Origin of the sequence: uncultured Sphingomonas sp., from assembly GCF_937871615.1 — a bacterium.
Classification (GTDB): domain Bacteria; phylum Pseudomonadota; class Alphaproteobacteria; order Sphingomonadales; family Sphingomonadaceae; genus Sphingomonas.
In genome coordinates this window covers 161,030-175,875 of the sequence record NZ_CALMPA010000023.1, presented here as the reverse complement: position 1 = coordinate 175,875, position 14,846 = coordinate 161,030, and the positions used below count along the sequence as shown (strand labels likewise).

At 61.6% G+C, this 14,846-nt stretch carries 15 protein-coding genes and 1 tRNA gene; 7 read left to right on the top strand and 9 right to left on the bottom strand.

Annotated features, from left to right (window positions below; translation table 11 throughout):
• Positions 1-80: 80 nt before the first annotated feature.
• Together Q0316_RS07045 and Q0316_RS07040 are read left to right on the top strand one after the other, a co-directional pair.
• Positions 81-1,217 (top strand): AAA family ATPase, encoded by a 1,137-nt coding sequence (locus tag Q0316_RS07045; protein WP_047558523.1) that lies wholly within the window; start codon positions 81-83, stop codon positions 1,215-1,217.
• Positions 1,210-3,432, top strand: coding sequence for a S8 family peptidase (locus Q0316_RS07040; RefSeq protein ID WP_298670822.1), 2,223 nt, complete (start codon positions 1,210-1,212; stop codon positions 3,430-3,432). The genes Q0316_RS07045 and Q0316_RS07040 overlap by 8 nt, the downstream gene beginning before the upstream one ends.
• Here Q0316_RS07040 and Q0316_RS07035 read toward each other — a convergent pair.
• Positions 3,429-3,986 (bottom strand): ImmA/IrrE family metallo-endopeptidase, encoded by a 558-nt coding sequence (locus tag Q0316_RS07035; protein WP_047558529.1) that lies wholly within the window; start codon positions 3,984-3,986, stop codon positions 3,429-3,431. The two genes, Q0316_RS07040 and Q0316_RS07035, sit on opposite strands and share 4 nt — an antisense overlap.
• Before the next feature lies 1 nt (position 3,987).
• Positions 3,988-4,332 (bottom strand): hypothetical protein, encoded by a 345-nt coding sequence (locus Q0316_RS07030; RefSeq protein WP_298670820.1) that lies wholly within the window; start codon positions 4,330-4,332, stop codon positions 3,988-3,990.
• A gap of 135 nt (positions 4,333-4,467) precedes the next feature.
• Here Q0316_RS07030 and Q0316_RS07025 point away from each other — a divergent pair, with 135 nt between their 5' ends.
• Genes Q0316_RS07025 through Q0316_RS07015 form a run of 3 tightly spaced genes read left to right on the top strand, consistent with a single transcriptional unit; the run spans position 4,468 to position 6,318 of the window.
• Positions 4,468-4,737 (top strand): multiubiquitin domain-containing protein, encoded by a 270-nt coding sequence (locus tag Q0316_RS07025; protein WP_047558535.1) that lies wholly within the window; start codon positions 4,468-4,470, stop codon positions 4,735-4,737.
• A complete protein-coding gene (locus tag Q0316_RS07020; RefSeq protein WP_047558538.1) occupies positions 4,712-5,884 on the top strand; it encodes a ThiF family adenylyltransferase in 1,173 nt (390 codons plus the stop codon). Before Q0316_RS07025 ends, Q0316_RS07020 begins: the two co-directional genes overlap by 26 nt.
• Positions 5,881-6,318: a DUF6527 family protein gene (locus tag Q0316_RS07015; protein WP_298670819.1), complete on the top strand. Its 438-nt coding sequence runs from the start codon at positions 5,881-5,883 to the stop codon at positions 6,316-6,318. Before Q0316_RS07020 ends, Q0316_RS07015 begins: the two co-directional genes overlap by 4 nt.
• A 268-nt stretch (positions 6,319-6,586) precedes the next feature.
• On the opposite strand, the gene Q0316_RS07010 is transcribed toward Q0316_RS07015, so the two are convergent.
• The 7 genes from Q0316_RS07010 to dnaK form a co-directional block, all read right to left on the bottom strand.
• Positions 6,587-7,312: a hypothetical protein gene (locus tag Q0316_RS07010; protein ID WP_298670818.1), complete on the bottom strand. Its 726-nt coding sequence runs from the start codon at positions 7,310-7,312 to the stop codon at positions 6,587-6,589.
• Positions 7,309-8,319, bottom strand: a complete 1,011-nt coding sequence (locus Q0316_RS07005; protein WP_298670817.1) for a competence protein CoiA family protein — start codon at positions 8,317-8,319, stop codon at positions 7,309-7,311. Before Q0316_RS07005 ends, Q0316_RS07010 begins: the two co-directional genes overlap by 4 nt.
• On the bottom strand, positions 8,313-9,440 hold the full coding sequence (locus Q0316_RS07000; protein WP_298670816.1) for a hypothetical protein: 1,128 nt from the start codon (positions 9,438-9,440) through the stop codon (positions 8,313-8,315). Before Q0316_RS07000 ends, Q0316_RS07005 begins: the two co-directional genes overlap by 7 nt.
• Positions 9,441-9,786: 346 nt before the next feature.
• Positions 9,787-9,863: transfer RNA gene (locus Q0316_RS06995), tRNA-Arg, on the bottom strand.
• 337 nt (positions 9,864-10,200) lie between these two features.
• Positions 10,201-10,575, bottom strand: coding sequence for a hypothetical protein (locus Q0316_RS06990; protein WP_298670815.1), 375 nt, complete (start codon positions 10,573-10,575; stop codon positions 10,201-10,203).
• 17 nt (positions 10,576-10,592) lie between these two features.
• Positions 10,593-11,717 (bottom strand): molecular chaperone DnaJ, encoded by a 1,125-nt coding sequence (gene dnaJ, locus Q0316_RS06985; RefSeq protein ID WP_298670814.1) that lies wholly within the window; start codon positions 11,715-11,717, stop codon positions 10,593-10,595.
• Between the two features lie 121 nt (positions 11,718-11,838).
• On the bottom strand, positions 11,839-13,752 hold the full coding sequence (dnaK, locus tag Q0316_RS06980) for a molecular chaperone DnaK (RefSeq protein ID WP_298670813.1): 1,914 nt from the start codon (positions 13,750-13,752) through the stop codon (positions 11,839-11,841).
• Between the two features lie 159 nt (positions 13,753-13,911).
• Here dnaK and Q0316_RS06975 point away from each other — a divergent pair, with 159 nt between their 5' ends.
• Complete coding sequence (locus tag Q0316_RS06975; protein WP_298670812.1) at positions 13,912-14,358, top strand: copper chaperone PCu(A)C; 447 nt, start codon at positions 13,912-13,914, stop codon at positions 14,356-14,358.
• 25 nt (positions 14,359-14,383) lie between these two features.
• Positions 14,384-14,842 (top strand): vgr related protein, encoded by a 459-nt coding sequence (locus tag Q0316_RS06970; protein ID WP_298670811.1) that lies wholly within the window; start codon positions 14,384-14,386, stop codon positions 14,840-14,842.
• The last annotated feature ends 4 nt before the right edge of the window (positions 14,843-14,846 follow it).

Genomic DNA, 14,846 nt, shown 5'->3' with positions numbered 1-14,846 from the left:
GAAGAAAAACAAATTGTCGTATTGGAAAGTCTTCCATCGTAGAATATGCTGCCCATGTCCCAAGTTGGAGAAGGCGGCGCGTGGCAACAGCAGAGAACAAGCTCGAAAAAGATATGGTGCATCTGGCGCGCGTGGCGCTGTCCGGGCGGCCGCAAGACGTGATGGCGCTCCTCCATCGCTTTGCCAAAGGCTATCGGGACAATGCACCTACCATGGCGACTGCACTCGCCTCTCTGTTGCGCGAGTCGCCCACACGCGCCTCGCCGCTGCGGCGGCAGACGGAGGCCGTCCTTCCCGTCGATGTCGATACCCGCTTCCATCTGTTGCGGATTGAAGAGCATCCGGTGTTGGACCACGAGCCGGTCTATTCCGGTACGGTACAGGCAGCGCTCGATGCCCTTGTGGCTGAACGCAAAGGGATCGAGAGCCTTCAGAAAGCTGGTCTTGAACCGAGCCGTACCGTTCTGTTCACAGGGGCTCCCGGTGTAGGCAAGACGCTTGCGGCGCGCTGGCTTGCCCGCGAGCTCAACAGGCCTCTTCTCATTCTCGATCTGGCTGCCGTGATGAGCAGCTATTTGGGCCGTACAGGTACCAACCTGCGGCATGTTCTCGATTATGCCAAGACGCTGGATTGCGTGCTGCTGCTCGATGAGCTTGATGCCATCGCCAAGCGTCGCGACGACCGCGGAGAAATCGGGGAGCTGAAGCGCCTCGTCACCGTGCTTATCCAGCAAGTCGACGACTGGCCTTCCACAGGACTACTGGTTTCCGCCACCAATCACCCGGACCTGCTGGACCCGGCGATCTGGAGACGCTTTGATTTGGCGCTGGAGTTTCCGCTTCCGGATCGCGAAGCTATCCATGCTTATCTCATGTCCGCGCTCGCGCCGCTCAGCGCGCAGACAGAAAGCTGGGCAAGCGTGCTTACGATCGCGCTCGAAGGACAGTCATTCAGCGATATCGACCGCGAGCTGAAGTCAGTGCGCCGGAAAGCGGCACTACTGGGTGAGCCTCTTGACGATCATCTGGTCGGGCTCGTCAACGGCAAGTCCGGCACGAAGAACGATCGCATCGCGCTTGCGGCAGAGCTTGTCAGCGCGGGGGTCCTTTCGCAGCGCGCGGCCCATGAAGTCACCGGCGTCGCGCGGGAAACCATTCGCGCCCGGACCGCCAAGAACCGTCCGCGCAAAGTAAACGGGGGTAAGCGCGATGGCTAAACAAAACTTCCTTCTCGGCAAGGGCGAGCGGCTCACGCAGGACGTCGTGGTGCGTTCGGGCGGAGGGCCGAAGATCACGCCGTATACGTTCCAGCAGGCGCGCGGCCGTCTTGCACCCATGCTCAATGACACCGTCCGTCAGATCAGGGCCTTGCCCGATCAGGCCTGTCCGCAAGGTCAGGCCGTGGCAGCTGTTGTTCTGAACCCGGAATTCATCGCCAAGTCCTATTTCCCGTCGGAGCTGCTCCGTCAGACAGGCCTGACCCCCGTCGGTAGCAAGCCGCGGCGCATCACGCCCGCGCAGCGCTCCAAAGGGCGACCACCTGAAGAAGCCCTGACGACCGAACTCTTCGTCATGGGGACGAAGCAGGCCTTTGCAAACTGGCAGTCGTCCATGGGCCGCCTCGTCGAAGGCACGCAGGTCGCAAAGGATCTGATGACGCTGGAGGCGATCGAAGCCCAAAGCGTTGCGGACAAGATCAAGGGGATCATCCCCGCGCGCGGGGACACCGTCTTCGAGGTCGTCCTTCATACGGAAGGCATGGATGGCGAGCGTGCCATGCTGCCGGAATTCAGTAGCTATCTGCGGGGGCTCGGCGTCGACGCCCGTCTGAACCACCGCTTCTATGCGGGCGGTCTATGCTTCGTCGAGTTGGAGGCCCCGGCCGCGCTCGCCGAATCGATTGCCCTGTTCTCCATCGTCCGCGCCGTCCGGCAGATGCCACAACTGCGTGTCCTGCAACCGGCATTCCGCACCTCCGGTATTCCTTCTGTCGCCGTCGAGCTGCCGCCTGTCGCCGCTATGGACCCCTCGATCAACGTCGCCATCTTCGACGGCGGCTTGCCGCCGTCGCATCCCCTGTCGGCCTGGGCATCACCCTATGAAATCGTCGGCACCGGCCTCGCCGTCGACGAATTTCTCAATCACGGAACTGGGGTGACATCTGCGTTTTTGTTCGGCTCGATTGATCCGTCAAAGCCGCTCCCGCAGCCCTACTCAAATGTCGATCACTACCGGGTCCTCGACGGCGATCCCAGCCAGAACCTGCATGAGCTGTATGAAGTGCTTGGTCGCATAACGAGCGCGCTGGACCAAAAACACTATGACTTCGTCAATCTGAGCATTGGACCGTCTCTCACCATCGAAGACGATGACGTTCACGCGTGGACCGCTGTTCTTGATGACCGCTTCGCGCGCGCGGACACGCTTGCCGCCGTCGCGGTCGGCAACAACGGTGAAGGCGATGAAGAACTGAGCCTCAACCGCGTGCAGGTGCCGTCGGACTGCGTGAATGCGCTGGCTGTCGGTGCCGCCGATTCACCGGGTGAGACATGGGCCAGAGCGCCTTACAGTTCGGTCGGACCGGGACGAAGCCCCGGCCTGATGAAGCCCGATCTCGTTCAGTTCGGCGGATCGCTGCAAAGACCGTTCCTCGTGGTCGGTGAAGGCAGCAAGCTTGCCCTTGAAGCCACCGGCGGCACATCCTTCGCAGCACCCAGCACATTGCGCCTGGGCGCAGGCATAAGAGCGCACTTCGGCAGTAGCATTGGCCTGCTTGCCGTGCGCACGCTGTTGATCCATTCGACCGAAGCGTCAGACCATTCTCACCGGGAGATAGGCTGGGGCCGCGTCGCGCAGACGCTCGAAGACATTGTCGTCTGCGACGACGATACAATCAGGGTCATCTACCAGGGTGACATTTCACCGACGAAATACATCCGGGCGCCGATCCCGCTGCCGGAGGGCGGGATTGCCGGTAACGCCGAAATCACCGCTACGTTGTCCTACAAGTGCCTTACCGATCCCCACCACCCGGGCAACTACACGCGCGCCGGACTCGACGTCACGTTCCGGCCTCACGACGGGAAATACAAAAACGAGGAGCAGCTGCACGCCGATTCCAAGAGCTTTTTCTCAAGCGTCCGTTCCGGCGGCGATGAGGAGGAGCTGCGGCGGGACGCGTGGAAGTGGGAAAACTGCCTGCACGCCACCCGCAAGTTTCGCGGGTCGAGCCTGCAAAATCCCTGCTTCGACATTCACTATAACGCCCGCTTGGAGGGCCGAAACTTCACGCCCGCGGAGAAGCTGCCCTACGCGCTGGCGCTTACGGTGCGGGCAAAGGGCATTGCCGACTTCTACGACCAGGTGGTTCGTAAATACGCGACCCAGTTGGAGCCGCTGCGGCCAGTCATTGAAATCCCGATCAGAACCTAGCGCGCGCCGAGCAGATACGCACCGGAACGGCTGTACCGCGTTTGCGCGCCGCTTACGCGCAGACGGTAATTGAGCATCGCGCCGCTGATGCCATAGAGATGCTGCGCTTCGGCCACAAGCTGTCGGCACATCACGTGCCATGCCCCCTCATTGGTCAGCAGCAGCGTACCCGCGAGATAGTTGGCTTCGGCTTCAACGCTGCCGTCACGGGCGCGTTCGCCTTCAGGGGTCAGCGGCGGAGTGCATTCGTGGCCTAGAAAACAGTGCGCTAGTTCGTGGCAGATGTTGCTGCGCTGGCGATAGGGATGATGCGAGTCGTTGTGCACGATCGCCGTGTTAAGGCCGCAAGGCACCGTCACGGCAGAAAAGCATGAGTTGTTGGTTCTGAGGAACGGCGACTGTCTGTCGAGATCGCTGAGCTTGATAAGCTGGATATCATAGCGCTCGCAGACCAGCACCGGATCGATGGGCGCTTCCGGCGGCAAGCCCATCTGCGCACGTACCCGCAGAGCGATGCGATTAGCTTCAGTTTTGAATCCGCGTCGCCAGCTCAACTCATTTATCCCGCAGATTATTGTAGGTGCTGATTACGATCTCCTCGATCAATTTGGCATTGTTCGACGATAGTTTCGGGTCCGCACGGAGCAGGGCCGTGATCTTGGCGATCGGCTCGGCTTCCTGCTGCTCGCCGCCCCGGATGAATAATTCTGCCTTGAGGTTTGACCAGGACAGAAGCGCCGCTAGGCCATTGACGTCCGGCTTCGCGCCCTGACCGATTCTGGACAGGGTGGATGCGTTGACCCCGGCCTCCTCGGCTACGTCCTTCCAGGTTTTTTGACGGCTGAGGCGCGCGGCGTTCAGGGCCGCATAGAAGGCGTCGCTGTCAAAACGGTCGGTCATGCTCTCTCCGTTGCGAAAATTAAATTGATTGCGAACTTGCAATTTCATTCTAAGGATCATAATATCAAATTGATTGCTAGATCGCAATTGTAACCGAGCATCCTACCGGCGGCTGTCCGCCAGAAAGGCTAACCCATGAATGCTCCCAGCCCCGAAGAACGGCCGAAGACCGTCACCATTATCGTCAATGGCCGTCCGAAGACGCTGCCGAAGAAGGAGGTTCTGACCTTCGAAGAGGTCATCGCCCTGGCCTTCGAGAACCCGCCGACCGGCGACGGCATCCAGTACACGGTCCAGTACACACGCGGCCACGGCAACAAGCCCGCGGGTACGCTCGTCGAGGGCCAGTCCGTCAAGATCAAGGAAGGGATGGAATTCGATGTCACGTCGACCAATCGCTCTTAGTCCGGACCTTCTCCGGCTTCAGAACGAGGGTTACGACCTCGACATACGGGGCGGCTACCTGCTCGTCAGGGACGTTCCGTATGTCGACTCGTCGGCAACCATTCGTTTGGGTGTTCTGATTTCACGGCTGGAGCTGTCCGGTGACAAGACCGTCAAGCCGACGGATCATGTCGCCTACTGGACCGGCGCGCACCCGTGTCACAGTGATGGCAGCAAGATCACCGCCATCCAGAACAGCTCCGTCGCCCAGGATTTTGGCGACGGCGTCCGGGCCGAGCATACGTTTTCGGCGAAGGCGGATTACCGCGACTACCATCACAAGATGACGAGCTACATCGCGCGCATTGCGGGCGAGGCCCACAAGCTGGACGACAGCGTGGGTGCGCGCACGTATCCGGCCATTCCTGCGGACGATGATACTTGCGTCTTCAGGTATGTCGACACGGCGACGAGCCGCGCCGGTATCGGGGCGGTCAACGGCAAGATCGCCGGTCAGCGCATCGGCATCGCCGGACTCGGCGGAACGGGCGCTTACATTCTGGACCTTGTCGCGAAGACGGCGGTGACCGAAATCCGGATCATAGACGGCGATGTTTTCTCCCAGCACAACGCGTTCCGTGCGCCGGGAGCACCGTCGCTCGGAGACCTTGAGAACAAGCCGCAGAAAGTTTCCTATTTCGCGGCTCTATACTCGAACATGCATAAGGGCATCGTCGCGCACGATGTCTTCCTGGACGAGGCGAATGTCGCGCTGCTCGACGGGTTGGACTTTGTGTTCGTCTGCCTCGACCGGGGACCCGTCAAGCGGGCCGTCGTTCATCGCCTGGTGGCTAACGGCACCCCGTTCGTGGACGTCGGCATGGGCGTACTGCTCAATGACGGGCAGCTCGGCGGCATCGTGCGCCTGACGACCAGCACGGCGGAAACCCGCGAAGAAGCGGCGCCTCACATCTCCTATGCCGATGATGACGGCGGGGCCAACGAATACGCCACGAACATTCAGATCGCCGAGCTGAACTCGTTCAACGCTTCGCTTGCCGTCATGCGGTGGAAGCAGCTGTTCGGGGTCTATCGCGAGGCGCGCGGTCACTTTTATACCGGCTATTCGATCGGGTCCGGGGAGATTGTGCACGAAGGTGCCGAATGACGGGCGCATCGCACCTCAGGCCGGAATTCGTCGAATTCATCCCGGACCGACTGGAACCGGGCGTCCTGTATATTTCGCGGCGATACGCGACCGCATCACATCTGTGTTGCTGCGGGTGTGAGCGCGAAGTCGTGACGCCTCTTAACCCGGCAAAATGGCGGATTACAGAGCGTGCGGCGAAGGTGTCCCTAACACCATCGATTGGGAACTGGAGCTTTCCCTGCCGCTCCCATTATTGGATCAGCGCGAACCGCGTTCAATGGGCACCTGTAATGGCCCTGGAGATTATCCAAGCTGTTCAAGCGCGCGATCGTCGCGATGCGGAACTCTACGTGCCAAAGCCGCCAAGCTGGATCAGGAGGGTATTTGATGAATTGGCGGGAGCGTCGTCCCTCTTGCTTTCCAAACTGAAATCTTGGTGGAGCCAATCCTAAATAGGCCGCGTCAAAATGTTGGCCTTGGATTGAGACCCTCGGCAAAGCAATGCGTGTGCGCCTTGATCGGCGCGGCGATCAGGGTGCCGCAGCTAGAGAACTAGGACCTCTTCCTGGCCGATCTGCTTCGGCAGGGATGGGTCAGACGCAGGATAGCGCGACCTCGATCGCCTTAGCGGCCACCGAACTCGTATTCCTGGGTGCGAAGGGCCTATCTCATCGTCGGCATTCTGCGACAGCAATACCGTGCCGTGAACGTCGCGGGCGACTAGCGTATTCGAATCATTTTGTAGGAAAGCACCGAGAGGTCGACTTTCAATTCATCTGTAAAGTGCATCTCATATGTTCTTGCATCGAACCCGGCGAAGTTTACTCCTCTGGCTTTCAGGCTTTTGAATGTTCTGCAAACGGCAGAAATGAATATCGGTATGACGTTCAAATAAATTTGCCCGGTTGGATAACGTTCGGCGCTTGCCTTGGCAAACAACTCGTTGAACCCGAGGTCCGTACTCAACTGCTCCAGAATTTTGACCCGGTTTTTCGCGTTCATTTTGCTTTCGAGAGCGGGTGAATTTAGCCCGCTGTCGATCCGTAAAAGGAAGTCCTCTGCCTTGTAAAGTTGATTACCCACATGTCCGTCACCAGCAACATGGTGGCTCGCTATCAGAAATTCGGCTCCCAAGAACCTCAATGGACCTCCTTCCTGGGCCATTGTCGCATTCCAACTCGAAAACAACTCATGATCTCTGTGGTGAATTGCGTTTCGCAATAGCAAAACTACCGCCGTATCAGCATGCTCAAAATAGTCAAAGGCCGCTTTATCTACGTCGTAGAGGCTGTGAAAGGCTTCTAGTTTGGCCTCAAATTTGCGGTCCAGATTGTCGATTGCTTCCTGGAGGTCGACTTTCTTCAGCGCGTCGAACCTTACGTTTTCCTCTGCATAAATGCGCATCTGGTTCGCTAGTTTTTCGATTGCTCGTTCTGCTATTTTCATGTTTCGGCTCGCAAAGCCTTCAAGCTCATGACATTGGGCACGATTTCCCGGACGGTGTCTGGAAGGGGCATTTCTGCAAGAGATACGCCGACCCAAGCGTTATCGACTCGATGCTCTACACGATAATAGTGAAAGCCGCGTGCCGTTTCGGTCTCGGCAGCGGCGATCCGCACCGGCATAGTATAGTCCGCAGGCTCGTCGGCTAGCACGAAGTCGGCGCCGATCCCGCCGGGAAGGGAATAGCTGCGCCGCTTGCGAGGGGCCCACTTCACGCGGCGCGCCCGGAGTTGAGAGAGGCTGAATGGCCCCTGGAGGAAGAGGCTGCTCCAACGCTCCGACGCATACCAATGTCCGCCGGCGCTATGTTCGTCGCCGTCTGCGAACCAGGACGTCGGATTCCGGTAGAGCATACAATTGTCGAGCATCCCGCGCCAAACTCCGCGGGTCACCGGGTCATAGAACCATAGCTGTCCCTGGAGGTCATGGACCCAGAGCTGCCAGGGAGGCGCCGAATAATGGCTCACATAGAATATTTCGGTCCCTGCGATCCGGTTCGTTTCGCCGAGACGCTTCCGGATGAGGATTGGCACCCAGATGACCGCAACACCTGCGGCCAAGTAGGCGCCGGTGCGTCGCTCCAGGGTGGCATAGTCGAGCGTGCTATGCTGCACCTCGAGCGCCACGCGATAGGCCTCGCCCGGCGCATGCAACAGCACGTCGGCGCGCCGATCGCCGTCGACCGACAGCACCTCTACCTCGACATCGCACGATAGGCTGCGCGCGCGATAAGCGGCGGCAAAGTCCTCCTTGGCCTGCTGATGCTCCCAGGTTTCAAGCGCGGCATAGCTGCAGACCGCCCCCGGCCGATGCCCGAAATAGGGCCGGCGGATGCGCCCCTTCGCTAGCGTCACCGGCTCGCCGCAGCCTGGGCAGGCATAGGCTGGCCCCTTGGCTGCCTGCGCCGCTTCGATCCGCGCCCGGTCGTCGCCCCTGAGTGCGATCAGCATGGAATAGGCCCTAGCAGCGCCTCGAAGTCCGCGGCCTTGCTGATCTCACCGACTAACCCCTTCAGCCGGGGTTCCTTGCGCTGCGCGCGCGAGAAGTCCTCGGCGGTGCGCTTGTCGACATACAGGACCGCGCAATAGGCGGCGAGGACCCCAAGATAGCCATCGTTGAGGTCGCTCCCGGGGCGGAGCGGCCTCGGTTGACCATGCGTCCGGAGCGCCTCGCCGATGATCCGGCTGGGCAGCACATCCATCGGCACCTTCTTGAGCGCCTCGAACGACCGTCCTGTATCCGACGCCACCACCCGAAGCTGGCTTCTGAATAGCGCCAGCCGACTAAGATCGGCGAGGACATATTCGTCCCGGACCTCGTCCTCGTCCAGGCCCTGGCCGACGAGCGTCGATACCAGCAGTTCACGTACCGTTGTGCCCGGCGGAGGCATCATGGCGACGACCTGCGCTACGAAGTCATCGGCCATGACACGTGCACGCGCGGCATCGCCGCCAGTGCTCTGCGTTGCCTCCTGCAGCGCCTTCGCGTGAATCCGATTGAGCTGCGCGCGCATCTGGCCGGGCGGATTGATCGCCGACTTGGCCAACTCGCCGATCGTCCGGTTTTCGTCGAACGTCCGCAACGGACTGAGTGCCGCGATCATGTCGGTCTTGCCCTTGCGGGACCGCAGCATCGGCCGCACCACCTCCCACATCCAGGTCTCTTCGCCGATTGCCTGCGTGCCCGATCCCGTCTTCAGCAACAGCTCGCGGGCGCGGTCGCGGATTGAAATGAGATCGCCATGTCCTTCGGTGGCTGCGATCGCTTCGGCCGCCAGCACCTGCGCAATCGACCCGAGCCCGACCTCATCCTTGGGTAGCCGAATATAGGCCAGCATGGGTAGGTCCTGGAGAAAGGCGACCCGCGCGCGGGCGGCGTCGTCATCCTCGCCGCCCAGCAGTTCCTCAAGATGATGCCAGGACAAGAGTGGGATACGACCCAGCCCCATCAACCGCTCATGCAGCGCACGCGCCCTCTGACGCCGATCGCTGTCCTTCGCTGAGGCCGCGTCGAGCCACTTCGCCCAATGCGAGCTGTCGGGAGCAATGATCTTTGGTTCGATGAGGGCCAATCCAAGCTCTCGCAAACATAGGCTTCAGTCGAACTCCATAGCCGATCACCGCGCGATCTGCGACGATCTTGCCTTCGTGATGATCTTCGCGATGAGAGGGCAGCTCACGAGTCTGCCCGAAGTTTGTATATGTATTTCAGACGAGTGGCTGGCCAGGGGACGCTGTTGTTACCGGGCTGAGAGGACTAACAGCTCGAGCCGATCTTGATGTGGCGTACGAAATTGATGCTTGGTCATCGGGCTTCGCGCCACGATCAAACACAAGCTCTGCTCGTAAAAGAGGGGAGATTCCGTGTGGGGGGAGCCAACGCTCTTACCCGCTAGACTAGCCAACATTCAAGGAGGGTGGCGCACCCATCAGGATTCGAACCTGAGACCTCTACCTTCGGAGGGTAGCGCTCTATCCAGCTGAGCTATGGGTGCATTGATCTTCAGATAGTGTCCGAGGACGACCAGGGTCAATCTCGATTCCAACTTTCAAACGATCGCAAACGGTGCGAGCCCGAGGCACTGCCGATTGTGGTCGTTCGTACTCTACAGCTTCCTTCAGTTTGCTTCCGCGGCGCTTCCGTGACCACGGAAGCAGTTTCTCTGCTTCCTTCGAGTTTCCCCAATCGCTTGGTTTTCCTCGATCTTTTCTACCATCGCCCACAGCGCGCTTGACTTAGCCTTGCCTTCGGAGGGCAGCGCTCTATCCAGCTGAGCTACGGGTGCGTGGTCTGGGGCGCCTAGCAGGCGCTTTGACCGAACGCCAGAGGCTTCATCGCTTTGCGATCTTTACCGGCTGAAATTGCCCCAGACCGCAGCTTGCGCCACGCATCGGCGGGCTTTGGTAAAGCACCGTAATGATATCGGTGGAGCACAATTGACTGAGCGAGGTGGAATAAGTGAAGCGCCGTTCAGAGCCCAGCCCGGAGCAGGATTGCGGTAGCGTGACGCGATAATAGCGATCGCCCGAAATGTGGAAATCAATCACCTTGTCGTTGCGCACAAGGCTTTCCCGAAGGCTCATGATCGGCACGCAGCTTTGCGGCTTGCCATCCGGTGTCGCGACGGGAACCTCGTTGCGCTCGCGCGCGGCGCCGGGGGCGGCGAGCGCGGCGATCGCGATGGCGGCTGGTAACAGGATTCGCATGGTGCAGCTCCTACTCGTCAATCCCCCGCAAAGGCATTCCTGAGCCGGGCAAAGAAACCCTGTGTCGCGGGGCATTCCTCTCCGGTTTCGGTTTCCCGGAACATCTCTAGCAGTTCGCGCTGGCGTGTGGATAGCCGGGTAGGGGTCTCCACGTCGATCTGGATCACGAGATCGCCGTGGCCGCGCCCCTGCAGCACCGGCATTCCCGCGCCGCGCTGGCGCAATTGCTTGCCGGACTGGATGCCGGCCGGAATTTTCACCTCATGGGTTCGGCCGTCGAGGCCGGGGATGGACAACAGGCCGCCAAGCGTCGCGGTGGTGAAGCTGATCGGCGCGCGCGCGAACAGGGTGGTGCCCTCGCGCTCGAAGATCGGGTGGCGTTTGAGGTGGAGGAAGATGTAGAGATCGCCGGCGGCAGCGCCGCGTGGACCAGCCTCACCCTCGCCGGACATGCGGACGCGCGTGCCCTCATCGACGCCGGCGGGGATATTGACGCTGAGCGTTTTCGTCCGCTCGACGCGCCCGTCGCCGCGGCAATCGCGGCATGGATCGTCGATCACCTGGCCCGAGCCGCTGCACACCGGGCACGCGCGCTCGACCACGAAAAAGCCCTGCTGCGCGCGGACCTTGCCATGGCCCGCGCAGGTGGAACAGGTGTGCGCGTGCGTGCCGGGCTTCGCACCGGAACCGTGACAGCTCTCGCAGGCCGCGGTGACATCGACCGTTATCTCGGTGGATTTGCCGTGATAGGCTTCCTCCAGCGTGATCTCCATGTCGTAACGCAGATCGGCGCCACGTTGCGGCTGCGCGCGGCCACCACGGCCACCGCCCATGAATTCGCCGAACACGCTTTCGAAAATGTCGGAAAAGCCCGCGAAATCCTGCGGACCCGCGCCGCCGCCGCCACCGCCGCCGTTCCGATACGCGGCATGACCGAAGCGATCATAGGCCGCGCGCTTCTGCGGGTCTTTCAGGCAGTCATAGGCTTCGTTGACCGCCTTGAACTTCGCCTCGTTTTCCTTGCACCCGCCATTCTTGTCGGGATGGTGCTTCATCGCGAGCTTGCGATAGGCCGATTTTATCGTTGCGGAATCGGCGCCGCGCTCGACCTCCAGCAACTCATAATAGTCGATTTCGGTCATTCACGGCCCCCGCCGAGTGTTCCGGCGACCGTCGCCCCGGCGGATGCCGGGGCTTCTGGCGACACGGGATGCTGCCTGAAATGCCGGCCAAGACCGGCACGACGATCGCGGATCACGTCACTTACGCCTTGTTCTCGTCCACTTCCGAGAATTCGGCATCGACCACGTCTTCGCCACCGGCAGCCGCACCAGCGGCTTCGCCAGCGCCCGACGGCGAAGCCTCGGCCTGCTGCTGCTTCTCGTAGATCGCCTGACCGAGCTTCATCGCGACCTGCGCGAGCGCCTGGCTCTTTTCGTTCATCGCCTCCGGGTCACCGCCCTCGACCGCGGCCTTGGCGGCGTCGATCGCGGACTGAATCTCGCCCTTCAGGCTCTCGTCGACCTTGTCGCCATTGTCGGCAAGCTGGCGCTCGGTGGTGTGGATCAGGCTTTCGGCGTTGTTCTTCGCCTCCGCCGCCGCCTTGCGCTTCTTGTCTTCTTCGGCGAACTGCTCCGCGTCGCGGACCATCTGGTCGATGTCGCTATCCGACAGGCCGCCGGAGGCCTGAATGCGGATCTGCTGCTCCTTGCCGGTGCCCTTGTCCTTGGCGGAGACGTTGACGATGCCGTTGGCGTCGATGTCGAACGTCACCTCGATCTGCGGCACGCCGCGCGGGGCAGGGGGGATGCCGACCAGATCGAACTGGCCGAGCAGCTTGTTGTCCGCCGCCATTTCGCGCTCGCCCTGGAAGACGCGGATCGTCACCGCCTGCTGATTGTCGTCAGCGGTGGAATAGGTCTGCGACTTCTTGGTCGGGATCGTCGTGTTGCGGTCGATCATGCGGGTGAACACGCCGCCCAGCGTCTCGATGCCGAGGCTCAGCGGGGTCACGTCGAGCAGCAGCACGTCCTTCACGTCACCCTGCAGCACGCCGGCCTGGATCGCGGCGCCCATCGCGACGACCTCATCGGGATTGACCCCGGTGTGCGGCTCCTTGCCGAAGAACTGCTTCACCACTTCGCGCACGCGCGGCATACGCGTCATGCCGCCGACCAGCACGACATCGGCGATCTCGTCAGCCTTCATGCCGGCATCGGCCAGCGCCTTGCGGCACGGCTCAAGCGTGCGCTTGATGAGATCCTCGACCAGCCGCTCCAGATCGGCGCGGGTGATCGTCTTGACGAGGTGCTTCGGCCCGTTCTGATCGGCGGTGATGAAGGGCAGGTTCACCTCGGTGGTCTGCGCCGACGACAGCTCGATCTTCGCCTTTTCGGCTGCTTCCTTCAGCCGTTGCAGCGCGAGCTTGTCCTTGGTGAGGTCGATGCCCTCCGCCTTCTGGAATTCGCTGGCGAGATACTGGACGATGGTGGAATCGAAATCCTCGCCGCCCAGGAAGGTGTCGCCGTTGGTCGCCTTCACCTCGAACACGCCATCGCCGATCTCGAGGATCGAGATGTCGAACGTGCCGCCGCCAAGGTCATAGACCGCGATCGTCTTGCCGTCCTGCTTCTCCAGCCCGTAGGCGAGCGCGGCGGCGGTCGGCTCGTTGATGATGCGCAGCACTTCAAGGCCAGCGATCTGGCCGGCATCCTTGGTCGCCTGGCGCTGCGCGTCGTTGAAATAGGCGGGGACGGTAATCACCGCCTGCGTCACCGTTTCGCCGAGGAACGATTCGGCGGTTTCCTTCATCTTTTGCAGGATGAAGGCGGAAATCTGCGACGGGCTGTAATCCTTGCCGCCAGCCTGAACCCATGCGTCCCCGTTCGCGCCCTTCACGATGTGATAGGGAACCAGTTCGGTATCCTTCTTGGTGACGGGATCGTCAAAGCGGCGGCCGATCAGGCGCTTCACCGCGAAAATCGTGTTGTCGCCGTTGGTGACGGCCTGGCGCTTCGCCGGCTGGCCGATCAGGCGCTCGCCATCCTTGGCGAAGGCGACGATCGACGGCGTGGTGCGCGCGCCTTCGGCATTCTCGATCACCTTGGGCTTCCCGCCCTCCATGACCGAAACGCATGAATTGGTGGTGCCAAGGTCGATACCGATAACTTTTGCCATGAGTGCTCTTCTAGCCCCTACATTTAATTACGTCCGCGTCCCGTGAAGCGGCGACGCGCAAACGGTGTTGACCGGCGCGATATAGGTGTCGTGCGCCTTGCCGCAAGAAGGTCTGCGCGCTAGCTCTCACTTGCTGTTCCGTTACGGGAGAAACGCGCCGTGCGTATTGCCGCTACTTTCGCCGTCGTCGCCGCGGCTCTTGCCGGGTGCGCGCAGGAGAAGCAGCTTTCGGTTTCCGACGCATGGGTGCGGCTGGCGGCGGTGCCCGGTCGCCCGGCGGCTGGCTATTTCACGCTGAACGGCGGCCCGGCGGATGCGACGCTGATCGACGTATCCACCGATGTCGCCGTGCGCACCGAGATGCATGAGATGAAGCCCGCAGGCCCCGGCGGGGCGATGGCGATGGATGCGGTGCGGCAGGTGCGGGTGCCGGCGTCGCAAAAGGTGCGGTTCGCGCCCGGCGGGCAGCACGCGATGCTGTTCGACGTGAACCCGAGCGTGAAGCCGGGCGGGCAGATCACCTTCACCTTCACCTTCTCCGATGGCCTGCGCATCCAGCAGCAGGCGAACGTGATCGCGGCGGGCGATCCGGCGCCAAAGGGCTGAGGCGCGGGCGGATCGGCGCGGCCCGGTGCGCGGACGCGGCCTGACGCCGGGCGAGGTGGCGCTCGCCCGCTCGATCTTCGGCGATGCGATTGATTATGGCGCGGTCGGCATCGCGCGGCGGCGCTGGGCGTTTTTCCAGCCGCGCAATGTGGTGATGGCGCCGCGCGGCACGATCCATTTTCATCCGGGCGGCGCAAGTTATCGCGATGATTTCGCTACCGCGCCGCTCGATCTGCAAGCGTTGTTCATCCACGAGATGTGCCATGTCTGGCAGCATCAGCGCGGCGTGTACCTGCCGCTCGCACGGCATCCGTTCTGCCGTTATCATTACAGCTTCGTGCCGGGCTGGCCGCTTACATCCTATGGCATCGAGCAGCAGGCGGAGATCGTGCGCCACGCTTTCCTGCTGCGCGCCGGCTTCGCCGTTCCCGGCGCACCGGCACTGGCACGCTACGAGGGCTTGTTGCGGATATTCGCAAAATGACTGC